This window comes from Paenibacillus sp. FSL R10-2736, from assembly GCF_038000245.1.
GTDB classification, from domain to species: domain Bacteria; phylum Bacillota; class Bacilli; order Paenibacillales; family Paenibacillaceae; genus Paenibacillus_AQ; species Paenibacillus_AQ phytohabitans.
The window spans coordinates 4,348,623-4,370,282 of record NZ_JBBOBN010000001.1; the positions used below are offsets into that span (position 1 = coordinate 4,348,623).

Annotated in this window: 25 protein-coding genes; 3 read left to right on the forward strand and 22 right to left on the reverse strand. The window is 53.0% G+C overall.

The genetic code is table 11. The features are described 5' to 3' along the window. Positions 1–16: 16 nt before the first annotated feature. Positions 17–613, reverse strand: coding sequence for a TetR/AcrR family transcriptional regulator (locus NSQ73_RS18985; RefSeq protein WP_340987669.1), 597 nt, complete (start codon positions 611–613; stop codon positions 17–19). Between the two features lie 120 nt (positions 614–733). Between NSQ73_RS18985 and NSQ73_RS18990 the strand changes: the two genes are divergently transcribed. Continuing rightward, complete coding sequence (locus NSQ73_RS18990; RefSeq protein ID WP_340987670.1) at positions 734–1,726, forward strand: acrylyl-CoA reductase family protein; 993 nt, start codon at positions 734–736, stop codon at positions 1,724–1,726. A gap of 119 nt (positions 1,727–1,845) precedes the next feature. Here the strand turns inward: NSQ73_RS18990 and NSQ73_RS18995 are convergent, their stop codons facing one another. Beyond that, positions 1,846–2,652, reverse strand: coding sequence for a cupin domain-containing protein (locus NSQ73_RS18995; RefSeq protein WP_340987671.1), 807 nt, complete (start codon positions 2,650–2,652; stop codon positions 1,846–1,848). Between the two features lie 138 nt (positions 2,653–2,790). Further along, positions 2,791–4,383, reverse strand: coding sequence for a sensor domain-containing diguanylate cyclase (locus NSQ73_RS19000; RefSeq protein ID WP_042136150.1), 1,593 nt, complete (start codon positions 4,381–4,383; stop codon positions 2,791–2,793). 171 nt (positions 4,384–4,554) lie between these two features. Here NSQ73_RS19000 and NSQ73_RS19005 point away from each other — a divergent pair, with 171 nt between their 5' ends. Next, the gene (locus NSQ73_RS19005; RefSeq protein ID WP_340987673.1) at positions 4,555–5,412 is read left to right on the forward strand and encodes an alpha/beta hydrolase; all 858 of its coding nucleotides are present in this window, start codon (positions 4,555–4,557) and stop codon (positions 5,410–5,412) included. A 109-nt stretch (positions 5,413–5,521) separates the two neighbouring features. Here the strand turns inward: NSQ73_RS19005 and NSQ73_RS19010 are convergent, their stop codons facing one another. From NSQ73_RS19010 to NSQ73_RS19040, 7 genes are all read right to left on the reverse strand, one after another. After that, on the reverse strand, positions 5,522–6,073 hold the full coding sequence (locus NSQ73_RS19010; RefSeq protein WP_340987674.1) for a YfiT family bacillithiol transferase: 552 nt from the start codon (positions 6,071–6,073) through the stop codon (positions 5,522–5,524). 22 nt (positions 6,074–6,095) lie between these two features. Beyond that, positions 6,096–6,800: an HAD family hydrolase gene (locus NSQ73_RS19015; protein ID WP_340987675.1), complete on the reverse strand. Its 705-nt coding sequence runs from the start codon at positions 6,798–6,800 to the stop codon at positions 6,096–6,098. Between the two features lie 20 nt (positions 6,801–6,820). After that, positions 6,821–8,446: a glycoside hydrolase family 9 protein gene (locus NSQ73_RS19020; protein ID WP_340987676.1), complete on the reverse strand. Its 1,626-nt coding sequence runs from the start codon at positions 8,444–8,446 to the stop codon at positions 6,821–6,823. Further along, the gene (locus NSQ73_RS19025; protein ID WP_340987677.1) at positions 8,439–9,110 is read right to left on the reverse strand and encodes an HAD family hydrolase; all 672 of its coding nucleotides are present in this window, start codon (positions 9,108–9,110) and stop codon (positions 8,439–8,441) included. The genes NSQ73_RS19020 and NSQ73_RS19025 overlap by 8 nt, the downstream gene beginning before the upstream one ends. 18 nt (positions 9,111–9,128) lie before the next feature. Beyond that, on the reverse strand, positions 9,129–9,869 hold the full coding sequence (locus tag NSQ73_RS19030) for a GTP pyrophosphokinase (RefSeq protein ID WP_340987678.1): 741 nt from the start codon (positions 9,867–9,869) through the stop codon (positions 9,129–9,131). A 198-nt stretch (positions 9,870–10,067) separates the two neighbouring features. After that, positions 10,068–11,102 (reverse strand): HD-GYP domain-containing protein, encoded by a 1,035-nt coding sequence (locus NSQ73_RS19035; protein WP_340987680.1) that lies wholly within the window; start codon positions 11,100–11,102, stop codon positions 10,068–10,070. A gap of 153 nt (positions 11,103–11,255) precedes the next feature. Beyond that, positions 11,256–11,708: a hypothetical protein gene (locus tag NSQ73_RS19040; protein WP_340987681.1), complete on the reverse strand. Its 453-nt coding sequence runs from the start codon at positions 11,706–11,708 to the stop codon at positions 11,256–11,258. A gap of 136 nt (positions 11,709–11,844) precedes the next feature. Here NSQ73_RS19040 and NSQ73_RS19045 point away from each other — a divergent pair, with 136 nt between their 5' ends. Continuing rightward, positions 11,845–12,150, forward strand: coding sequence for a Dabb family protein (locus NSQ73_RS19045; protein WP_042136136.1), 306 nt, complete (start codon positions 11,845–11,847; stop codon positions 12,148–12,150). Positions 12,151–12,157: 7 nt separating this feature from the next. On the opposite strand, the gene lepB is transcribed toward NSQ73_RS19045, so the two are convergent. The 12 genes from lepB to NSQ73_RS19105 all read right to left on the reverse strand — a co-directional run bounded on the left by lepB (position 12,158) and on the right by NSQ73_RS19105 (position 21,636). After that, on the reverse strand, positions 12,158–12,655 hold the full coding sequence (gene lepB, locus NSQ73_RS19050; RefSeq protein WP_039297176.1) for a signal peptidase I: 498 nt from the start codon (positions 12,653–12,655) through the stop codon (positions 12,158–12,160). A gap of 26 nt (positions 12,656–12,681) precedes the next feature. Next, on the reverse strand, positions 12,682–13,083 hold the full coding sequence (locus NSQ73_RS19055) for a DUF4265 domain-containing protein (RefSeq protein WP_340987682.1): 402 nt from the start codon (positions 13,081–13,083) through the stop codon (positions 12,682–12,684). 43 nt (positions 13,084–13,126) lie between these two features. Further along, on the reverse strand, positions 13,127–13,711 hold the full coding sequence (locus NSQ73_RS19060) for a hypothetical protein (RefSeq protein ID WP_340987683.1): 585 nt from the start codon (positions 13,709–13,711) through the stop codon (positions 13,127–13,129). A gap of 143 nt (positions 13,712–13,854) precedes the next feature. After that, a complete protein-coding gene (locus NSQ73_RS19065; RefSeq protein WP_340987684.1) occupies positions 13,855–14,727 on the reverse strand; it encodes an SDR family oxidoreductase in 873 nt (290 codons plus the stop codon). A 26-nt stretch (positions 14,728–14,753) separates the two neighbouring features. Further along, positions 14,754–14,927, reverse strand: a complete 174-nt coding sequence (locus tag NSQ73_RS19070) for a hypothetical protein (protein WP_340987685.1) — start codon at positions 14,925–14,927, stop codon at positions 14,754–14,756. A 19-nt stretch (positions 14,928–14,946) separates the two neighbouring features. Continuing rightward, on the reverse strand, positions 14,947–15,102 hold the full coding sequence (locus NSQ73_RS19075) for a hypothetical protein (RefSeq protein ID WP_340987686.1): 156 nt from the start codon (positions 15,100–15,102) through the stop codon (positions 14,947–14,949). Between the two features lie 30 nt (positions 15,103–15,132). Then, entirely contained in the window at positions 15,133–16,284 is a 1,152-nt protein-coding gene (locus tag NSQ73_RS19080) for a GNAT family N-acetyltransferase (RefSeq protein WP_340987687.1), read from the reverse strand. Further along, positions 16,281–17,588 (reverse strand): F390 synthetase-related protein, encoded by a 1,308-nt coding sequence (locus NSQ73_RS19085; protein WP_445669679.1) that lies wholly within the window; start codon positions 17,586–17,588, stop codon positions 16,281–16,283. Before NSQ73_RS19085 ends, NSQ73_RS19080 begins: the two co-directional genes overlap by 4 nt. Before the next feature lie 5 nt (positions 17,589–17,593). Further along, entirely contained in the window at positions 17,594–18,448 is an 855-nt protein-coding gene (locus NSQ73_RS19090) for an MBL fold metallo-hydrolase (protein ID WP_336103034.1), read from the reverse strand. Continuing rightward, positions 18,445–19,437, reverse strand: coding sequence for an NAD-dependent epimerase/dehydratase family protein (locus NSQ73_RS19095; RefSeq protein WP_340987689.1), 993 nt, complete (start codon positions 19,435–19,437; stop codon positions 18,445–18,447). Before NSQ73_RS19095 ends, NSQ73_RS19090 begins: the two co-directional genes overlap by 4 nt. Further along, positions 19,434–20,645 (reverse strand): ATP-grasp domain-containing protein, encoded by a 1,212-nt coding sequence (locus tag NSQ73_RS19100; RefSeq protein ID WP_340987691.1) that lies wholly within the window; start codon positions 20,643–20,645, stop codon positions 19,434–19,436. The genes NSQ73_RS19095 and NSQ73_RS19100 overlap by 4 nt, the downstream gene beginning before the upstream one ends. Next, the gene (locus NSQ73_RS19105; protein WP_340987692.1) at positions 20,635–21,636 is read right to left on the reverse strand and encodes a beta-ketoacyl-ACP synthase III; all 1,002 of its coding nucleotides are present in this window, start codon (positions 21,634–21,636) and stop codon (positions 20,635–20,637) included. The genes NSQ73_RS19100 and NSQ73_RS19105 overlap by 11 nt, the downstream gene beginning before the upstream one ends. Positions 21,637–21,660: the final 24 nt, after the last annotated feature.

Consider the following 21,660-nt stretch of genomic DNA (forward strand, 5'->3'; position numbering starts at 1 on the left):
TTCTTCATCTTCCCCTCTACACACTCAGCACCTTCATAATTGCCGTGTAACAGGAATCCTTGAATACCTCATGCAGCTCGTCCTTATCGGCCATCAGCCACTGGATCAGGCAGCCGTCAATAATCGCCCGGATCACCGGGGCAGTCTTGTCTGGCGACAGCTCTTTGGAGAAAATCCCTTCCTGCTGCCCGAGTGTCAGCACCTCCGTACTAATTCCCGCACAGCTGTCATAGAAACGCTGATTAATCTCCCGGTACACCGGAATGCGGCTGGCCCGTGCCAGGAAATCCAGGTAGACACGGTAAAAGGCACGGTTCTGCGCCGGACCGGGAAATGCAGACCCGATGTATGCCGTCAGCTTCCCCGTTGCGGTATGCTGTTCCGCCACAGCGGCCTGCTCCTTGGCAGAGATTCTGCCGGTCAGCCATTCCAGGAGTTCAACCAGCACCGCTTCCTTGCTCTCGAAATAATAATGGACAACGCCCTTGCTGACCTCCGCATGATCGGCGATCGTCTGCAGGGTTACAGCATCGTAGCCCCGCTCGGACAATGCCCGAAACGCAGCGTGCAGGATCTGCTTGCGCTTCTCTTCAGATTTCTTGTAACGTACCATAGAACCTCCGCGAATTAAGAATAATGTGTATTATATCATAGTCAATAAAAAGTTGACCGGTCAGAATAAATATTATATAACAGATGTACAAATAGAGTTCGGTTAAGGAGAATATAAGATATGACTAACCTTTTTCAAGCTTTGGTAGTAGATAAGACTGACACTTTCTCTGTAGAGGTCAAGCCGCTGTCACTCGAAGACCTGCCGGCCGGTGAAGTCCTAATTAAGGTAGCCTATTCCAGTGTAAACTATAAAGATGGACTAGCGGGTATCCCGGATGGCAACATTGTGCGAAATTATCCGTTTGTTCCCGGCATAGATCTCTCAGGGACCGTGGTCTCTTCTGCCGACAGCCGTTTCCAGGAAGGCCAGTCCGTTATTGCCACCAGCTATGGCATCGGCGTATCGCACTTCGGCGGCTTCAGTGAATATGCACGTATTCCTGCAGACTGGGTTGTTCCTTTGCCGGAGGGCTTAACTTTGCGGGAAGCGATGATCTACGGAACGGCCGGTTTCACGGCTGCAATGTCTATTGAAGCGCTGGAAGCTCACGGACTAACTCCGGATAACGGAAAAGTGCTCGTCACCGGTGCAACCGGAGGTGTCGGAGGTGCTGCTGTGGCCATTCTGGCGAAGCAAGGCTACCAGGTAGCCGCCAGCACCGGCAGAACAGACGAAGCTAGTTATCTGCAAGCCTTGGGCGCAGCTGAAGTAATCTCGCGCGAGGATGTAGCCGGCAGCACGGTTAAGCCGCTAGATAAGCAGCTGTGGCAGGCTGCTGTAGATTCCGTTGGAGGCTCACCGCTAGCGGCTGTATTGAGTAAGATCGCTTACGGCGGTGCAGTTGCCGCAAGCGGCTTAACAGCAGGAACCGCCGTTCCAACAACGGTATTACCGTTCATCCTGCGCGGAGTCAGCCTGCTTGGCATCGATTCCGTCTCCTGCCCTGCGGAGAAACGGGCGAAGCTGTGGCAGCGTATGGCCGGCGACATGAAGCCTGCCGTACTGGAGGAGCTGGTGGACCGCGAGATTACCCTGAAGGAGCTGCCTGCTGCACTCGAGGATATTCTGAAGTCGAATACACGGGGCCGCGTGCTTGTCCGCCTGTCCTAGGTTCCATAATTTTCCGGCGCTGTTCCCTCGTTAATTTTTCAGTTTAATATATATAACAAGACGGCAGTGTATTCTGAATCCTCAGAATTCGCTGCCGTCTTCTTTCATTCCCTGTTCTGTTATTCGATTCCCGCTTCATTTACGGCATTTCCCGCATTCGGATTGAACTGGACATATGGATGCTGGCGGTAAGGCTGGGCATACGGCTGGGTATAGTAGCCGTGGACCGGCATAGGCTGGTATCCGAAAGGCTGCGGAGCCTGCTGATAACTATAAGGCGCCATATTCGCATTTGCCATCATCGGAGGCATATTGGCATTGTCCATCATAGGCGCCATATTGACGGGAGCCAGCTTCGTACCCTTCATATTCGCAGCAGCCACCTGCGAGGGATCGCAGCAATCTGCCGGCGGACCAATGAAGGTCTGGGGCTTAACGGGAGCCAGCGCTTCCTTAACCAGTGCTTCATTCAGACAGTACGTATGAGCCAGGACATTGGCCGGTGTCTTGCTCAGAATATCCGAGCCCAGAATGACCTCCGGCGTCGGCGCATTGAATATAGCCAGCAGATGGGTACAATCCACCGTTGCCACTTCATAATGCCACCAGCCCTGCGGCACATTGGCTACCTGGCCCGGTGATATGGGGAAATGCAGCAGTTCATTTGTGAACGGGTTGATCAGAGATACCACCGCACAGCCGGATATACAATACACCAGCTCTGCAGCATTTTGATGATAATGCGGTTCTACCACATTGGATTTACTAAGATAGATATCAAGCAGCGAGGTGTTCTCCAGGGTGTTCAAATTCTTGATACCCAGTACATTGATATAATTGCAGTCATCCTTCTTAAACAATGTGTTGCAATTCATGTCAAACGTAAACTGTGTATTAGGTGACGTGTAATCCATATAAGAGGTCACGCGAATCCTTCCTTTCATCGGGGCCGTTTTTTATCGTTCTGAGGTAGGATATGTATCCGCCCAGGCCCAGGTGACGATTAATTTCAGCTGCAGAGAGGAACCTAAAAAGCACCCCCATGATGGAGATGCTCCTTTTCCCTATTCGCGGGCAATCACAGTCCGGTTCCTGCCGGTATGCTTCGCAGTATATAAAGCTTCATCCGCCTTCCCCAGCAGCTCTTCGCGCGTACGGCCATTCGTAGGATAATGGGCAATCCCCTGGGAAGAGGTCACTTGCATCGGCAAGGGGACCTTGCTTTTCTCAAGCGTCTGGCGGATCCGTTCGGCCACATTGTAGGCATCCTCGGGTCTGGTCCGCGGAAGCAGCAGCACAAATTCCTCTCCCCCGTAACGGGCACACACATCACCCGGGCGGATATTTGCGGTCAGAACTTCAGCGACCTGCCGCAGTACCTCATCCCCGGCCAGATGGCCGTAAGTATCGTTAACGAATTTGAATTTGTCCACATCCAGAACAATGACGGAAAAAGGTACCCGGGCGGCAATCCATTGGCTCATGCTCAGGTCCAGGGATCTGCGGTTCGTAAGTCCTGTCAGCAGGTCCGTCATGGCCTCCTGGGTGAGCTGGTTCGTCTGCTTCTGGATATCCGTCCAGGCAATGACCACCGCTTTGGTCAGCAGGTCCACCTCCCGGTTCCAATGGGGCTTCAGATCGGGGAGCTCAACATTCTCTTTGCCTATACGGTTCACCAGATCTGCAAGCACCACAAAAGGCTTCGCCAGCCGGTGAGCCAGCACAAATACGCATAGCAGCAGGATAATAAACGGAATCACGGTATACGTTACGATTTTGCGCAAATGGGCCAGCAGCTGATCCTTGATGACTTTGACCGGTGACACCACAACAACACCCCAGCCGTTAGCCGGAACTGCCGAATAACCAGCGAGCATCAACACGCCCTTGGTATTGCGCCCCATCATTTCCCCGCTCTTCCCTTGCATCATCAGCTGCACAACCTCGTTGTCACTTACATCCTCGTTCATTCGTGTTTTGTCGGGATGGAAGAGCAGATGCCCTTCCGAGCTGACAATATAGTAATAGGAACCCGATTCATCGACGGTATTGTTCCCGAATATCATGTTCAGGATATTGTAATCCTGGAGATAGACTGTACCCCCGAGCTGACCCAGATATTGTTTGTCCTGGTTATACAGCGGTTCACTCATGAAAAAAAGAATTCTGCCGGTCGTGGACGAAGTATAGGAAGGTGACAGGTACTCATTCTTCAACCGCAGCGCTTCCAGCACCGGAGGTGACATAATCTGCTTGCCTATCATTCCAAGGGCAGACGGTGAATTATTCAGCACCTTCCCTTCGGCATCTACCCGGATGATTGAATTAAAGTAATTGCTGCTGTTGCGCATTAAATCAAGATATTCATCTATAGCTTCCGGCCCTGCTGACTCCATGCCGGAGATTTTGTCGGCACCATAAATCAAGCTGCTGCGCATTGAAAGGATAAGCGAATCCACCGTTTTACTCATTCTGTCTGCATTGGAGTAATTCAGACTAAGCGTGGTAGCCATCAGGGATTTCTTCTTGGATTGGTAAGAGCCAACAAACAGAATCGTTGTTGTGAGCAGAAACACCATGGTCACCAGGGCCATGAGCAGCAATGTTAGACTGAGTTTCCTTTTAGGTTTATGTTCTGCTCCTTTTGGTGTAGGCATTCCTCAACCTCCTTGTCTGCCTGAGCCCATATGGTTTAATTATAAACGATTGGGAAATGGAGTACACAACCAGTTTGAGTTCCATTTTCTTCCGTGAAATTACATCTTTACGCATGGATCCGGGCATCCTGTCTATTAGGTTCGATCACATTGCGGGAGGCCAGAGTCGATATGAATAATCAACGAATCAGAAAAGCGCTAACCGGGACGGTTGCCCTGCTCTTCCTTCTCGTATTACTGCCGTTCCACCCTTCACCAGCAGGAGCAGCGGCAAAAGGTACGCCGGGAGATCAGCAAAACTTAACCTTCGTGCTTGTCCACGGTGCATGGGTGGATGCCAGCTTCTGGGATGAAACGGCGGCAGAACTCCGCAAAATGGGCCATACCGTCTATACTCCGGAATATGCGGGTCACGGCGGGGACAAGAATACCATGGTCACGCACGAACAGGTAACGAAGTCCGTAGCGGATTTCATTAAGCAGAAGGATCTGCATGATATTATTTTACTCGGACACAGCTTTGGCGGTTCTGTTGTTCAGAAGACCGCTGAGCTGGTTCCGGACCGGATTAAACGGCTTGTGTTCTTTGATGCTTTTGTACCGCTGGACGGGCAGAGTGTGGCCGACCAGTTCCCCGCTCCGGTGCAGCTGCTGTTCGAGGGATTACTGAAAGCCTCCGGAAACAATACGATTATGCTCCCTTACCCCTTATTCCGTGATGTGTTTGTGAATACAGCTACTACTGAAGAAGCACAGGCTTTGTATAAAAAAGTCATTCCCGAGCCTGCCGGTCCGGCTTTTCAGAAGCTGGATCTGAAGAAGTTCTACAGTCTCGATCTTCCCAAAAGCTATCTGTTCCTGACCGAGGATATGGTCCTGCCGCAGGGAGCTGCGGGAGGCTGGCATCCGGGTCAATCCGGCCACCTGGGTATGTTCCGCTATATAGAGGGAACCGGAGACCATCTGACTACTGTGCATACCAAGCCTGCGGCCATTGCCGGCAAAATCGTTCAAGCCAGCCGGGAGTAGATTTCATTAGGATACCGTATGATGCAGAGATAACGAACAACTGAAAAAGAGCAGATGGAAGGGGCTACCCCATTCCATCTGCTTTTTTTTTGATGAATATGAATATGTTTTACCAGCCGTTCCGCCGGATTAGTGAAGTAATCTGGGCCAGATGATGGCGGCTATGCCAGATATATCTTTGAATTGCGGCATCCAGCGTCAACGTGCCCAGACCGGCACTTACGAAGCTTCGATCATAATCACCCGGCTTCAGTGAAGTAAGCAGGGTTGCGAATCTCCGGTTAAGCAGCTCCACCAGCTGAAGTGAGGACTCCGCCGGTTCATCCGTATAATCGCTCTGCTCCGCCCAGAGATCCTGTCTGTAGCTTGGTACCTGCGGTGCTTCTTCTGTCAGCCCCCGTTTGAAGCGCAGATAGGCATACATGCCGGTATCCGCCAGATGATGCACGACCTGACACACTGTCCAGCCGCCCGGACGGTAAGGCGTGTCTAACTGCTCCGCCGTTAGCGGCCCTACAGCCTCCCTAAGTTCAGCCGCCAGCAGCTTCATGATCCGTATGGATTCTTGCCGCGCTTCTTCCGTGCGGTTCTCCACAGCTGTGAATTTCCCGATCGGATACTTCAGTAACTCCAGGTCCTGCTCTGTCAGTTTGTGGTTCATTTCCCTCACGGCTCCTTCATTATTAATCAATGGATATCGGACTACTCACTGTTGATATCAATTCATAGACTTCCTCCAGGGTACCCACTGTATAATCCGGCTTCACCCCATGCTTCCAGACGAGCTGCTCCCGGTTGATCCAGCAGGACCTGATTCCCGCCCGGGCTGCTCCCAGCACATCTGATGCCGAGTCTCCGATATGGAGAATCTGCTCCGGCTCCACACCATAATGGGCGATAACCTCAGTGAACATCCGGTTATGACTGTCATTCTTATAAGACTGGTACCTTTCGGAAGTGAATAAAGAGATAGGATAACTCCGGTAGAAGTCCGGAAGCATAAGCTCATCGGTATCACTGACAATGCAGACCTGATACTCCCCGCAGATCTGCTGTAGGAAGGCTTCGGTGTCCGCATACATTGCGGACAGCCGGTGCTGGGCAAACAGGTTATCAACAGCCTGAGAGCAATCATAGTCCAAGCCATACTGCATGAATACTTGCTGAAATCCTCTGCTGTATATTTCCTTGCTGCTGATGAAGCTGCCCGCCTCCCGTGCTTCGGTTGATACGGCGAAATAGTGGCTGAGCAGCTGGCTGCCCAGCTCCCGGGACTTGTCTTCGCTGAAATCCTGCTTAAGGATCGGCTTCCACACTTCTGCCCGCCTCCCCTGAATATTCACCAGAGTCTGGAACATATCCAGACTAATAACCTTGAATGTCTGCATGGACCCGTCTCCTCTTCTGATCAGGAATTGAACCTTGCCGTCACGAACACCGCCGGTGAATTCCAATAAATGGTGACCTCATTCGTCGAGTAGCTGTCTTCATGATCAACGAAACACTGGGCTGCCGGTTTGCCTTGCAAGTGCTCCTGCACATATTCATCATGCAGCCCGCGGTCAGGTCCCCCTGAGACCAGACCCGGAACGGGTTCTGCTACATTGTCTCCGACTGACGGGCGGTGATGCGGATGCATGACCGCGTGTTCACCGAAGCCGGTCACGTAGCTGATGCCCAGCACATTGCGGCCGAGCAGATAATGCAGATGATCCAGTGCACAAGCCGCATATTCAGTCTCCCCGCTGAAATGCTCCGCCGCCAGCAGCAGCATGGCATTGTTCATGACCAGCATGTTGCTGCCCCAGATATAATCCTCTTCCCGCAGCGAGATTCTGTAACCATCCTCCCGGCTCTGCCGGAGGATGCGCGCGGCTTCAGCCACCAGCCCCTCCTTCAGCTCCACATACAGAGAAGCCACTGCTTGCTCTTCCCCGTTCAACAGGTAAGCCAGTGTGCCATAGCCGCCCATGTCCGCCCAGCCGAGGCTGTATTTCGGGAATGGAAGCTTCGCCAATTCTCTGGCTGCGCTATGGTATTGCTCACCGCCTGTAGTCCGGAACAGCTCCGCCGCTGCCCAGAAGCGCTCGTCGCGATCTTCCTCATCACCGTATTCCCCGGTTGTAATGCCCGGCGGATTAGTAAAGCCCGGCTCTTCCGGATGTGCCTCCAGCCAGTTCCAGGCAGCCACCGCAGCTTCAAGGCACCGGGCGGCATAGACTTCATCGAACGGCTTATAGACCCGCGCCGCCATCGCCATTACACCGGCGAAGTCACCTGTAGCCGCAGCAGACACCGGGGAGAAATACAGCTCCGCCGTATCCTCTTCCGGCATCACATCAAGCCCCGGAAAGTTCTGAGTGGTCAGCTTGTGGTACACAGCACCGCTGCCGCTCACCTGCATTTTGAACAACCAGTCCAGCTCCACTTTACACTCTAGCAGTACATCCGGCATCACGCCGTCACTCTCCGGCAGTGTAAATGCACCGGCAAATGCCGCAGGATACAGCTCCCAGGCCAACAGCAGATCGGCAACGGCCTTGGCTCCGGGCCCGGAATATTTCCCGTAGTCGCCCGCATCATGCCAGCCGCCACAGCTATCCAGCTTCAGCTCCGGCTGGCCGATTACCGTTCCTGCTGCCAGATGACAGGCCTCATGTCCCCAGGGTCCGGCGTACTCTCCGCTTAGCTCCACTCCGCAGCGGTAATAATAGAAGGCTTTCAATAAACCCTGCTGCAGCTCCCCGTAAGGCTTGTCTGCAATCATAAACGCAGCCGAAGCCTGTCCATCCTCACCTTCAATCCGGTACTTGCCCGGAGCCGTCACGGCGGAGAATACACCGGTATGTACACGGCTCCCGCTTGGCTTATCCTCCACTCCTTCCCCTGTCTGTCCGCTAAATACAACGCTTCCAGTCTGCAGATCAACTACCCGGAAACGGGACACCTCTCCGGTAAATAGGGCAAGCTTCTCCCCTGCACTGGAATAACCCGCCTGGTTCACTGTAATGGTACGAAGACGCTGTTCACTCACCTGTCATCTCTCCCTTGTTCATAGTTTCTGCCAGAAACACTGCAACACCATTCTCATTGTTGGATGCGGTAATCCGATGTGCGACAGCTTTGAGATCCTCATGGGCATTCTCCACCGCGACACCTGTTCCCGCTGCAGCAAACAGCCCCAGATCATTCAAATGGTCGCCGAAGACAACAACATCCGCTGTATCCAGCCCCATATGCTGTGCCCATAGCTTCAGCCCCTGGCTCTTATTCGCATCCGGATGGCTAAATTCCAGGAAATAATGATCTTTTATGTATATATCCTTCATGAAATGAATATGTACCTTTGAACCGAACCGGTCAAGCACTTTCTGATGCAGCGGGGCCAATTCCTCCTGCCGTCCGGTGTTAATGATTTCCCCGGAAATAACGGGGTCCAGCCAGTAACCGGCAATCACTTTGTGCGTCATGCTGTCATAGATAAGTGCCCCATTATAAAGAATAAGCGGATATTTCCAGGAAATATCCGCAGCTACGATGTCTGCACTGATGAACCCTCTCGCTGTAGCGAAGCTGATTATCATTCCTTGTTCCATCGCTTCCGTTATTACCCGCACTGTGTAAGCAGAGAGTTTTTGTTCCGAGTTCAGCAGGGTTCCATCCAGATCCGTAGGCCTTTCTGTGCATGAGCCTTCCACCCTTCAACTATCGAATGGCTATTCCCCTAACAGCTTAATAAAGTTTGCCGGCAGGTTAAACTGCTGATTATTGAGGATAATCTCCCGCAGTCCGGAGAAGGAATCCTCGTCCTCCTGGGCATCCTTGATTTCCTGAATCTCACGGTGCAGCCGTTCCATCTGCAAATCGAGTGCGTTCGCTTTGTCTGCCGCATTCTTGAGTTCACGTGTCAGGTGCTCGGGAACCGCCTGGCTGTATTTATAGAAAATTTTATGCTCCAGACTGGCCCAGAAGTCCATGGCAATCGTACGGATCTGCACCTCTACACAGACATGCTCCTGGCAGTCAGACATAAATACCGGAACCTCTACGAGCAGGTGCAGGCTCTGGTAACCATTCGGCTTCGGGTTCTTGATATAATCCTTGACCGCCAGCACCTTGAGATCGTCCTGCTTCTGCAGCATGGCACTGACCTGATAAATATCCGAAATGAACGAGCAGGTGATGCGCAGTCCGGCAATATCCTTGATGCTGGATCTGATCTGTGCGAGTGACAGCTCACTGTTCTTGCGCAGCATTTTATTCATAATGCTCTCCGGGGATTTAATCCGCGACTTGGTATGCTCGATCGGACTGTAGTCGTGGAGCAGCTGAAATTCCTCTTTGAGAATCTCAATTTTGGTCTCCATTTCGGCGAGGGCGAATTTGTAAATCATCATAAACCGGGTAAGCTCATATTTAATCTGCTTGAATTTCTCTAATTGATTGTCGGCATTCATTGTAATTTCTCCTTTATGCTGCTGCACAGAATTGCTATAGTAATCTCTCATTAATCATAGCCAATCTATTCCCGGAATACAAACCGGCAAGCTATACCTTCTTCTAGTTGCGCAAAAAACGGATACACCATCCCGGGGGGACGGTATATCCGTTCATAAGAACCGGGCGCTCTCCAGAGAGGCCGCTTATCCGGCGTATCAATTAAAGACTTCAACTACAGACAGGCTGCGCTCACGGGACAAATCTCTGAAGCCCTCGTCTACCTTTACCAGCGGCTTGAACAGATCCAGCGGGTTATTCATTACAATCATACCCATTTCGCCGTTGCTGAGCTGAACATTCTTACCTACGAAGCTTGGCAGCAAATGTCCGGTAAGTGCCTGTACAACCGTTCCGTTCAACTGGCCGAAGCCCATCTCATGTACCTTGCGCAGTACTGTAACCAGTCCTTGCTTCGGACGGTTCAAGGTTGAAGTGGTCAAGGACATATATATGTTGGCTACGGTAACAATTTGGGTGTAAGGGTGAATATTATTTTTGAGCAGCTGCTTCGGATATCCAGAGCCATCCTCATATTCATGATGCTGCAGCGCCACGAGTGCTGTAACCTCATCCAGCTTGGAGCCGCGGATTAGATCATAACCATAGGAGGTGTGGCGTGCCAGTTCCTCTATTTCAGAACCGGTTAGAATACCCGGTTTGTTCAGGATAGACAGGGGAACCTGGCTTTTGCCGATATCATGAAGGTAGCCCGCGCGGCTGATCAGATAACGCTCCTCCTTGGAGTAGCCCATCCATAATGCAATATAATATGATAGTAAGCCAACCTGTAAAGAATGATGGTATGTATCAATGTCATCCCGGTCCAGCAGAAGCAGCAGGGAGACTACGTCCTTTTGCCCCTCCAATGTTTCCAGAAGCGGTTTCAATGTATCATCGACCATGGACAGTGAGAAGCTCCCCTGGGTCAACGCTTCCAGAAAAATAGATTCATAATTCAGGATAGCGTGATCGAAATCATCATGCAATCCGTGACTTTGCTCTTCTTCACTGCCCGTTTGCTGCATACTGCGCGGCTCAATATCCACATAATGAATTTTGTGCCGGATGAGGATACTAATCTCCTCCCGTTCAACATGCGTCCCCTTGGGGAGAACATGCAGACCTACACCGTTGAAAGTGTCTGTCATAAGACAATCGCCGTGTTTGAGATCCGTGACATGTACTTTCAAGTTTCAGCACCCCTTTAGTTTATAGGAATATTCCGTTATGCTCCACTTGATCATAGTCAATAGACCCCAAAGTAACAATCCGGTGAAAGTCACAATCTGCCCTTAATATAGTTCAAATGAATCCCTGTCTTAAGCCGCCTTTCCATTAAATATTCACATCCACTTCACAAATCTCTTATATTTCAGCTTGATTCCGTTGGCTTCCGTCCAGTTCATCAGTCTTTTCATGTCCTCCTCCCGGTCTTCGATGAACCTGAAGCACAGATTAACCGGGACAATCCTTTTACCTTCGGGCAATATTCCTACTAACGGACCATCTATGTATATTGCCTTAATCTCCTTGCCGGAGTAACTCCGGTTGCGAACAATAAGTGCATCTGTCCCCCACTTCAGCCTCCCGGCCTTCCGCAAAGCGTTGAATAGAATGAACAGAAAAGCCAGGAGGCTGGCACTCAACCAGAACACCCGGAGATAGTAGATATACGGATGCCTATCTGCGTTGGTTATGGGAGTCAGAGCCACGAGCAGCCCCGGGAGAAGGATACCTATTAATGTCCGAAGGGCCATGGGGGCCTTGATTCTGCTGCCGGCGGAGTTTTCAGGCATTGTGTTCCCCTTCCATTGAACAAATTTATAGTATAATTCCGTTATGCTTACAAAACGATGCTTATGCTTCCGTAGTCAGTTTTGACGAAGTGATCACAGGGAGCTTATGCTTACAAAACTTTTAGGAGGATCAATTATGTACGAGCATTTGGTAGCTTTCCAATTCAATGAGCATTTCGAACCGGGCAGTGAAGAAGGCCTGATTGCAGCCTTGCTGGGGCTGAAGGATCAAATTCCGGGAATTGTGGAGATTACAGCAGGAGTGAACATGACTGAGGAAACGGAGAATATCCACGGCTATACGCTGGGGCTTCGCGTGACCTTTACAGATCAGGAAGCCCTGCGTCAATACGGGCCGCATCCGGCGCACCGTGCTTTTGTGGCAAGGCTGGAGGGGATTCTGGAGAATGTCGTCGTGGTAGATTACCCGGTTCGCCCGTAGCTTTTAATTAGAAAAGATTATTCACATCAAACAGCACTTTACCAATCAGTTTGTCTTTGTCTACAAACGGAGTACTCCATAAATGCGCGTCATAGCTGACATTCCGGTTATCGCCAAGGAAGAAATAGTGGTCTGCAGGAACGGTGACTGGTCCGAAGGTGTAGGTCATCGCTTCCTGGAGATACGGCTCGTCAACCGCCTCATTATTACGGTACAGGGTACCGTCCTTAATCTCAATCTCATCTCCCGGCAGCCCAATCAGCCGTTTCACATATCTTTTATGCTCATCTCCGGCTACCGGTGGATAGAACACAACAATGTCGCCATGCTTCAGCGAGGAGTTCCAGAGCATTTTGTCCACAACCAGGCGGTCGTTAATCTCAATGGTCGGAATCATGGAGCCGGTCGGTACTCTCATCGCTTCAGCCACGTAAGTCCGGATAAATAAGGATAGAATAATGCCGATTGCAATACTGGGCACCCATTGTCTCAAGAATTTCTTCATAATATTGCCACCTCGAATTAGTATAGTTAGGCTTCAAAACGTCCGATAATCCGTGACATTTCCAGCTCTGCATCCACAGCAGAATGTTTAGGCAGATGAATCACAAGCAAGCCGCCGAAGATCTGCTCCCATCTCCCATCGTGCTCCGTAACCCGTTCTGTGAAACTGCGGATCTCCTGCGAAGCAGCCGCTTCTTTGCTAAGCAGCCAGGCATACCTGACGAACCCGGATTTCTGCACCGTTTCTACATAATAGGCAATGCCCTCTTGTTCTCTCACTCTGATAATGTCACCAAGAGCAATCCCCGGGTTAAAAATCGGCGTTTCTTCAATCCGGTATTTGTCCGGGGCAACCGGAGTCACATCAAGAACCTCAATCTCACGGCCACGCTCATCAAAGCAAATATGTAATCCTACTGTTCCCGGCAATGCATACACCCCAGTTCTGCTTCTGCAAAGATAAGAAATTCAGCTAACAATACTCCTCCAAAAGCGCTATCCACCATTGCTTGTTCACCAGATACTTATAACCGGGCGGCAGCAGAAGATAACCATGGACCGGCTTCACGGGTTCCGTAATACCATAGACCAGATCAATCCGGAGTGTGAAGGTGCTGATGCTTCTGCCTGTCTGCACCTCAAACTCGTTAATATAATTGTAGATGTCCGGCGCAGCCTCCCAGAAGCGCATAGCGGTCTGCCCCCCCACCTCCATCTCCCACCATTCTATAAAAGCCGGCCACAGTCCGGCACAGGTCTGCCGCAGTGCCGGATCGGCCACAGTCTCAAACCCCGGAGGCTGATGCAGCAGCGGATGTTTTCCCGCCAGGATGCAATCCGTTTTATAACGCACCAGCTCGAGCCACCACTGTTCATAAGCCAACTTCAGCGAATCGGAGTCCGGAAGACCCGGGTCAGAGCCGGAAGCAGGCCACACATGCTGCCCTCCAGGTCCGCGCAATGCCCCAACGGAACAGCCTACATACGATGCGAAGTTCAACCCGTAATCTCCGCCAATGCTGATATGCCATTGATTAGCTCCATTCAGCTCATGCATGACCATTCTCCTCTGTTCAAGTTCAAAATGTGATCTTCCAGACAATTCCCGGCGTCAGCGCCATAGCTAAACTGTAAGGGAAATTCCGGCAGAACGCAATCCTCATCCTTGGGCTGCGGCTCCCAGCTATTTCAGGCAGTCATTCATTTCATCGCGCGCAATGACCTTGCAATGATGCCCTCCAGTTCCTTCCAGGGAAGCAGCATTTTGCCCAGCATGAGGATTCGCGAGCCTTTGCCGACAGGATAGCGCAGTTTGGGTGCGCGCTTCTCTGTAATCCGCCCGATCAGCTCAGCAACCTCCTGCGGATCCGGCGCCGTCTCAGCAGTCCGCCGGGAGTAGCGCAGCACCTCCTCCAGCCTGGCCTGGTAAGGAGAGCCTTCGCTGCTATGGATTCCGGCAATGCCTTTTCCCCAGATCGGCGTGCGGAATGAGCCGGGTTCAACCAGTACTACGCGGACGCCAAAAGAAAGCATCTCCTGCCGCAGGCTCTCGCTGAAGCCTTCCACTGCAAACTTGGAGGCGGCATACGGTGCATATCCGGGAAAACCGGTCAGCCCGCTGACACTGCTCACGTTGATAATCAGTCCCGTGCGCTGCATGCGCATGATGGGAAGTACCGCTTTGGTTACTGCTATCAGGCCGAAGAAGTTCGTCTCCATCTGCCGCCGCCACGCCTCCATGCTTACTTCTTCCACATAGCCGCCTACAGCAAATCCGGCATTGTTCACCAGCACATCCATTCTTCCGAACAGCTCAGTAACCGCGTGGATTGCTGAAGCAACGGAAGATTCATCCGTCACATCCAGCGTCATCAGATGAATACGTTCCAGAACACCAGCCTGTTCAGCCTGCTGTACAAGCTCGTCTTTGCGGCTGAGATCCCGCATGGTGGCGATTACCTTATAGCCCTTGCGCGCCAGTGTAAGTGCAGTCAGCAGCCCGAAACCGCTGGAAGTGCCGGTAATGAGTGCGATTGGATCATGACCATGGGGCAGATTGGGAATAGGTTCCATAAGCAACTCCTTTAGTTAGGTGATTATTAGCGGCCCAGCTGCAATGCCAGATAGTTGTTCTTAATATAGTTATAGCCCGAGTATACAGTCATGCCCAAAGCGCCATACATCAGTGTCTGGCCGACCGGAAACGAAGTGAACAGACTGAACGGAGCATCATTCAACAGGATTGCCGAGATGGCCGCAACCTGCAGCACCATTTTCCACTTGCCATATCTATCAGCTGAGAGAGCTATCCTTTGCGCTGAAGCGGCGATCCGGATGCTGCAGGATCACCGATTTGCTGATTAACGCTTCAGGATAAATGGGAAAGAGTGCAATGAACACGGGAATCAGCAGTATCCGGAATAAGGTGATACGGTTAGCGAGATTCATTTTTTGCCTCCTACGATTTGTTGATCCAGACTACAGCTTCAGCTTCTGAATCAGCGGCATGCCGATCCGCCGGAGCAGCAGCTCCAGAAATGACCAGCCGCAGCGGTTCAGCCAGGAAGTGTCCTGGTCGTACACGGCAGAATATTCTATGGCCCCCACCGCTCCCCGGTTGCGTTTGAACTGGCCTACACCGGAGCTCTCATGCAGCAGTAGACCGCGGCTTCCGGCAAGCCCGATCAGAACGGCAGACAGCATACGGTAGAGTCCGACAGACTGGGGCAGAGCTGTGTCATAGCCGAAGAGCGGCGCTGTCATTGCGCCATCCCGCTCATAGAAGCCAAGTACCGCATCCAGCCTTCCTTCCTGTTCATGCCGCAGCCCGTAGATCTGCAGCGTCCCCCGCTCCAGTGCCAAGGCAATGAAAGCTTCTGTAAACTGCGGGTTATACGCCGAATACTTGTCAATGTACAGCAGCCTGTACAGCTCCACAATCCGGTTAATATCCTCTGGTGTAATTCCAGCCGGGGATACTTCGGTGTACCCGTGTTTGGCCAGCAGACTATGGTCGCGTTTAACGAGCCACCTGGCTTTGGAGCCGGTGCTGTTCTGCTGCAGCAGGTAAATCTGCCGGCTTGGCACCAGCTTGCAGCCGTACCCGCGCAGACTACCGATGAGGTCTCCTGAAGTTTCTACACTGAGCGAGCGGTACATAATCGTATAGCCGGGATAGGCGTGACGGAGATACTCCAGCAATTCCGTCAGCTGACTGGCGCTGAGCGCAGGATACAGATTGGTGGACAGCAGCCAGTTATTAACCTGAATCACCCGGTTGAACCGTCCTTGTCTCAGCAGCCAGCCCATTCCCCCCAGCATGATGGATAATGCGCCTTCAAGCATCCGGTTGTTCAGCAGAGCAAGCTCCTCGCGCGCATAACTGACATAATGCGTATAGGGGGAACACACATATGAATTATCATAATTGCCATCGTTGACCGTAACCGGAACCGGGATCCCGTCCACTGTCAGCACCTTAACGATGGTATGGACGTTGGAGATATAATATTCCGTATCCCGTTCCAGCAGCGGAGTAATATACTCGCGGGCATACCGCCCATATTCTGTATCCGGCCATTCCAGCTGATCCACCGAATGGCGGTCATATTGAATTACTCTGCTGTTCACAGCTTCCAGCCCCTCTCCACCCGGCGCAGCTTCTGCCTACCGGGAGTGAAGCTGTACGCTGTGAATTTCAGCTGAGGAGGAATACAGGACAGCCGCGTGAACAGACGTGACAGCTCGCCGGCAATCAGCGGCTCGGTATCCTCCGTGCTGCCCGGCCGTGTGCGGTACGAGACCTCCAGCTCAAGCAGGCTATGCTGGATAACGCGGTAATGCTCAATATCTGCAGAGGCTGCCAGCACTGCCCGGGTGATGAAATCCGGAAACACCGTGACCATTTGGCCGTCTGAAACATGCGGCAGATACAGGATATCGTCACAGCGGCCTTCAATCCGCTCGATCGCTGTAAACAGTGAACCGCAGGGACAAGGCTCAGCCGCTTCGGTCAGAATATCATTCAGCCGGTAGCGGATAATAGGCTGCACGGATCTGGAGAAATCGGTCACGACCGGTACGAACCGCCGGGATTCCTCATCAAGTACTTCCTTTTCAATATGTACGATATCCTCATTGAGATGCAGTGTCCCATGACTGCAGGTAGCGCCAAGAAAGCCCTCGGTGCATTGATAAGCCTGATGCACCTTCTGTCCGAAAATACGCTCAATATGCTCCCGGTCCAGCGGGTCCAGCACTTCCGCGACAGCGATAATTCTGCGCGGCTGCAGATTCAGGACGCCTGACTGCTGTGCTTCGGCCAGCAGCCTCAGCATGGAAGGCGGTGCGATCCAGATATCCGGCTGGTACTGCTCCATCCGGGCGAGGAGCTGCGGAAGCGGCTCCAGCAAGTCGAAGTACTGGAACTGCAGCCGGCCCTGCTCCACGGATTCATACAAATTGCTGTTTGCCCGCAGGAAAAAGGCAATCCGCGCACGTCTCCACAGTCCCCCAGGCAAAAGCTTGGCCAGCACAGTGCCGGTCCAGGCTGCCTGTTCGTCTTCTCCGACTAGAAAGATTCCCCGGCTGCCTGAGGTTCCTGAGGACAAACCAACAGTGACGCCTTGAAGGGTAGGCTTGAAATCCCTGCTGTTCTCCGCTTCATAGGCTTCGGCAAACGCCTGTTCCTTCGTGATACCCGCTGTATTCAGGTCATCGAAATTCCCCATCATCAGTGACTTCTCGATCACAGGAAACTTACGCCATTCAGCCGCCGGAATGCCTCCCCACAGTTCCCTGTAGAACCGTGAGCTCTCCCTTACCTTGTCCACATGGCGCCGGATGCGCAGCTCCTGCCACTGCTCCAGCTCTGCGCGGTTCTTCCAGCGCCGGCCCCATTTGGTGAGAATATAATGTGTAATGACTAGCCTCATCCGCTTCATTTCACACTTCCCGTTCCCCAGAGCGCAAGCGCCTCGCGGCAATGGCTCGGTACGATCCGGATATCCGGAAACCGCTCATGGATCTGGCGCAGCCGTTCAAAATTCTGTTTGTACTCCGCACGGCTGGACATGATCAGGCCGGCTGCCGGATGCGGCTTGCGGTTCTCCCGGAACGCCCGGCTGGACCAGACCGTATCCGCGCAGAGCAGATAATCATGTTCCCCGGTGGAGACGAACAAGCCAATCATGCCGGCGGCATGGCCTGACATCTCCACCGCCAGCAGGCTTCCGTCTCCAAGCAGATCATACGCCTCCGTGAACGGAAGCCCTTCCGGCAGCTGGCGCATAGCCGAATACTCATCTACGGGCAACGAACGGACGTTGAAGTCATCCGGCAGCAGTCCCGGCAGAAATCCTGCCTTCGTTGCCCGGACCGGACCCAGTCTGCTTACGGCATCGTAGGATTTACGCAAATAGATAAACTTCGCCTGCGGGAAATCCTGCACCCCGCCGATATGATCGGCATGGAAATGCGACAGCACAACATAACGAACATCCTCCGGAGCAATCCCGCCTTCCTGGAGCCGCCGCGCAGCGCTCTCTTCATCTGTATACACTACTGGCGTGATCCGGCGGTAGAGCGAAGCCGGCATACGCGCTGTTTCCTGAAAGAACCGGGCACTATAGCCCGTATCGAACAGGATTGGGCCATGCTGTGGATGCCGGATCAAGGCATAGCCTGCCGGAAAACGGGCGGGCTTAAGCGAACCTCCCCGCAGTGTCAGCAGTTCAGGATGCAGGCAATATCCCGCAGACAATATAGATAATCCAACCGGTATCTCTGTAATCATTGCTGTTCCCTCCACCATTCTGCGAAGTTACGAAGACCTTCGTCTAAGGTCACGCGCGGGTGATAGCCAAGCTGCTCCCGGGCCTCCGAAATATCCAGTGTCTGGGAGATTCCCAGCGCGGCTGCCGAATAACGGGTGAGCAGCGGTTCTCCCAGGAAAGGCAGCAGCCTGTGGACACCCTCCATCATCCCTGCTGCGGCATAAGCGGCAGCATACGGCAGCCGCCTGGTATGCAGAGGAATATCAAGCAGGGAGAACAAGCTGGTCATCAGGTCCCTGAACATGACCGGCTCACCGTTGGTAATGTTATAGGCCCGCCCGGAGGCAGAGTGAGGGGCTTCACAGCAGAGCAGCATGGCATCGATTACGTTCTCCACACAGGTAAGATCAATTCTTGCCGTTCCGTCGTTCATCAGCGGAACACCCTTGGTCTCATTAGCCGCAAGCAGCCGCGGGAAGAGGGCATTGTCCATCGGGCCGAAGATCGCTCTCGGCCGGAGCATAAATGCTGTAAGCCCGTGCCCTGCTGCCTGCTCCACTACCCGCTCGGCCATAAGCTTCGTCGCGGCATAAGCATTGGCCGGCTTCCTGGGCAGCGGGTCACTCTCCCGGATTCCGAAGCGGTGACGCTGGCTGGAATACACGCTTGGTGTAGAGATATGAATCAGCCGCCCTACACCCTGCCGCTTGCATCCCTCGGCAATATGGCCTGTCGCTTCCACATTGCATGCATAGAAGTCCCGGTATTTCCCCCAAGGCGAAGACAACGCCGCACAGTGGAATACGAAATCCATCCCCTGACAGGCACGGTCTGCCGTTTCAGCATTCCGCAGGTCCCCGGGAAGGAATACCGCTCCTTCCTTCTCAAGCCGTCTCCCAAGCTCAGGATTCCGTCCCTGCCCGTAGACCTCCCAGCCCAGCTTAACCAGTCTGCGTACGGTATGCTGCCCCAGAAAGCCGGTCGCCCCTGTCACCAGTGCTTTTGTCATCCTTCACCATTCCATTCTATATCTTCTGTCAGCGCTTCTGTAATTGAAATCCGGTGCCGCCAGGCAGTCTTCTGTGCGGCATAGACCACACGGAACTGCTCGCGGAAAGGACGCTGGTCATCCTTCCGGCAGATTACATCTTCTGCCCCGCGAAATGACCGCAGCCAATTGCTCCAGCCCCCGCGCCCCGGCTTCAGTCCGCAGCCGAGCATCGGCAGAGTCAGCATAGCTCTTCGGTCTGAGCGCGGAATCAATACCTCTCCGGTCTGCACAAGCATACCGGGGTTCAGCAGAGCCTCCGTTAGCCCATCCTCCGGGGTGAACAGATGAATCCCGCTGGTCGCACGCGGATTGCATTCAATCGGATACAGAATTCCATCCTCCGACTCTATAAAATCAAACCCGATCTGGCCGCTGAAGCCGATAGCTCCGGCAAACCGCTGCACCCATTCCTGTGCCGCTGGGTGGTCAAGATGCTCGAAATATACACTCGCACCGCTCCGGCCCGTCCGGTACCTGCTGTCATACGCTGCATGCGCTACTACCGAGCCTTCATGCACGATACTGTAAGTACAGACTGCCTTGCCCTTGATATACTGCTGTGCCACCCAGGGTGCAGCAGCGGAAATACCGGACGGAGGAGGGATTTGTCGCTGCTTCTGGCTCCGGGACCCTGCGGCATCACCGTTACCAGGCAGGATCACTTTAGAGGCAAACCGGGAAAAGGCCGGTTTATAGACCTGCTGTTTACCGTCCGCCGCAGCAATCTCTTGGGTCCGGTGCCACTCGGCAGCGCTGCTGATTAGAGTAGTCTCCGGGACGGCAAATCCAAGAGAGCGGCCCCAGTCAATGAACTCCCCCTTGTGATGCAGCCGCGCCAGGATCTCACGGCAGGGAGCAAGCACCCGGCAGCCGGTTATATGCTCAAGTCCAGCAGCGATATAGAATATCTCTTCGCAGGTGGGAATCAGACAGTTAATATTCAGTTCCTCCGTTAATCCGGCGAGCCGCTGAATATAAGCCTGTGGCTGATGCCGGGGAGAAGGCACAAGGAAGCTGGCCTCGACAGCGGAGGACACCCGGCACAGATGATACTCTGCGCTTTCCGCAACGAAGACCCGGTGGCCTGCTGCCTTGAACAGCCTTGCCAGCTCCAGCGCTACCGGGGCGCGTCCGCCGGTAATCAGAATATTCTGATCAATAATCAATAATCATGCCTCCCAAAGACAACCCTGCCGCTGTACCAATCAGCATAATCCGGTCTCCGCGTGTAATCCGGCCCTGCCCTATCGCTTCATGCAGTCCCATCGGTATGGATGCCGCAATGGTATTGCCATGTCCTGCTGTATTGTCGAGGAACCGGTCCTCGGCAATTCCCAGCTTCTTGCGCAGCAGCCGCATAGCCATGGCACTGCCCTGATGAGGAATGACCAGACGGAAGTCACTCATCTGATTACCCGTAGCTGTAAGCATTTCACTGATGAAATCCGGAAGCAGCTTCGAAGCCTTGCGGAAGATGGCCTGCCCGTCCATATGGAATAAATAAGGCACTGCATTCTCCGCAGTGTATTTCTGGGCATGAAGCCTTGTGCCGCCCCCGGCGATTTCCGAATAACGCGCGCCGCTGCTGTAGGTTTTGAGTGAAGCATGAAGAATCCCTGAGGTATCACCGGCTTCTGCAGGACCAATAACGACTGCCGCCGCCCCGTCACCAAACAGTGCCGAGCTCTCCTTATCCTCCCAGTTGAGCCCTGCCGATGCTATTTCTGTAGCAACCAGCAGTACATTCCTGTATCTTCCCGCTTCAACCATATATGACATAACATCAAGACCTACCAGAAAACTCAGACAGGTCGCATCGATATCAAAAGCCGGAACGCCGGAATCTGCCTGTCCCATCGCCTGCTGAATGAATACTGCCGTACTCGGAAGCGGCTGCTCCTTGGTCCCGCTTGTACAGACCAGACAATCAATATCCTCAAAGCTTAAGCCTGCATCGGCCAATGCCGCTTCCGCAGCTTTTGCCCCCATCATAGAAGCAGTTTCACCTTCACCGGCATAGTGACGGACGCCTACTCCGGTAATTTTATTAACCCAGCCCGCAGGTGTGCCAAGGACAAGATCAAGCTCCGCGTCACTAATCTCGCGTTCCGGCAGATATTTGCCTGTACCTTTTATTTTTACATGTCTAAGTTGCATCCTGCATCCCCTATCCTATGAGTA

What these genes read in the sequence shown, in the direction of transcription:
- NSQ73_RS19105 (WP_340987692.1), bottom strand. Translation starts at nt 21,636, where the DNA reads ATGCAACTTAGACATGTAAAAATAAAAGGTACAGGCAAATATCTGCCG.
- NSQ73_RS19010 (WP_340987674.1), bottom strand. Translation starts at nt 6,073, where the DNA reads ATGAACCACAAACTGACAGAGCAGGACCTGGAGTTACTGAAGTATCCG.
- NSQ73_RS19005 (WP_340987673.1), top strand. Translation starts at nt 4,555, where the DNA reads ATGAATAATCAACGAATCAGAAAAGCGCTAACCGGGACGGTTGCCCTG.
- NSQ73_RS19075 (WP_340987686.1), bottom strand. Translation starts at nt 15,102, where the DNA reads ATGAATCTCGCTAACCGTATCACCTTATTCCGGATACTGCTGATTCCC.
- NSQ73_RS19060 (WP_340987683.1), bottom strand. Translation starts at nt 13,711, where the DNA reads ATGCATGAGCTGAATGGAGCTAATCAATGGCATATCAGCATTGGCGGA.
- NSQ73_RS18985 (WP_340987669.1), bottom strand. Translation starts at nt 613, where the DNA reads ATGGTACGTTACAAGAAATCTGAAGAGAAGCGCAAGCAGATCCTGCAC.
- NSQ73_RS19000 (WP_042136150.1), bottom strand. Translation starts at nt 4,383, where the DNA reads ATGCCTACACCAAAAGGAGCAGAACATAAACCTAAAAGGAAACTCAGT.
- NSQ73_RS19095 (WP_340987689.1), bottom strand. Translation starts at nt 19,437, where the DNA reads ATGACAAAAGCACTGGTGACAGGGGCGACCGGCTTTCTGGGGCAGCAT.
- NSQ73_RS19045 (WP_042136136.1), top strand. Translation starts at nt 11,845, where the DNA reads ATGTACGAGCATTTGGTAGCTTTCCAATTCAATGAGCATTTCGAACCG.
- NSQ73_RS18990 (WP_340987670.1), top strand. Translation starts at nt 734, where the DNA reads ATGACTAACCTTTTTCAAGCTTTGGTAGTAGATAAGACTGACACTTTC.
- lepB (WP_039297176.1), bottom strand. Translation starts at nt 12,655, where the DNA reads ATGAAGAAATTCTTGAGACAATGGGTGCCCAGTATTGCAATCGGCATT.
- NSQ73_RS19065 (WP_340987684.1), bottom strand. Translation starts at nt 14,727, where the DNA reads ATGGAACCTATTCCCAATCTGCCCCATGGTCATGATCCAATCGCACTC.
- NSQ73_RS19085 (WP_445669679.1), bottom strand. Translation starts at nt 17,588, where the DNA reads ATGAGGCTAGTCATTACACATTATATTCTCACCAAATGGGGCCGGCGC.
- NSQ73_RS19015 (WP_340987675.1), bottom strand. Translation starts at nt 6,800, where the DNA reads ATGCAGACATTCAAGGTTATTAGTCTGGATATGTTCCAGACTCTGGTG.
- NSQ73_RS19070 (WP_340987685.1), bottom strand. Translation starts at nt 14,927, where the DNA reads ATGGTGCTGCAGGTTGCGGCCATCTCGGCAATCCTGTTGAATGATGCT.
- NSQ73_RS19090 (WP_336103034.1), bottom strand. Translation starts at nt 18,448, where the DNA reads ATGATTACAGAGATACCGGTTGGATTATCTATATTGTCTGCGGGATAT.
- NSQ73_RS19040 (WP_340987681.1), bottom strand. Translation starts at nt 11,708, where the DNA reads ATGCCTGAAAACTCCGCCGGCAGCAGAATCAAGGCCCCCATGGCCCTT.
- NSQ73_RS19030 (WP_340987678.1), bottom strand. Translation starts at nt 9,869, where the DNA reads ATGAATGCCGACAATCAATTAGAGAAATTCAAGCAGATTAAATATGAG.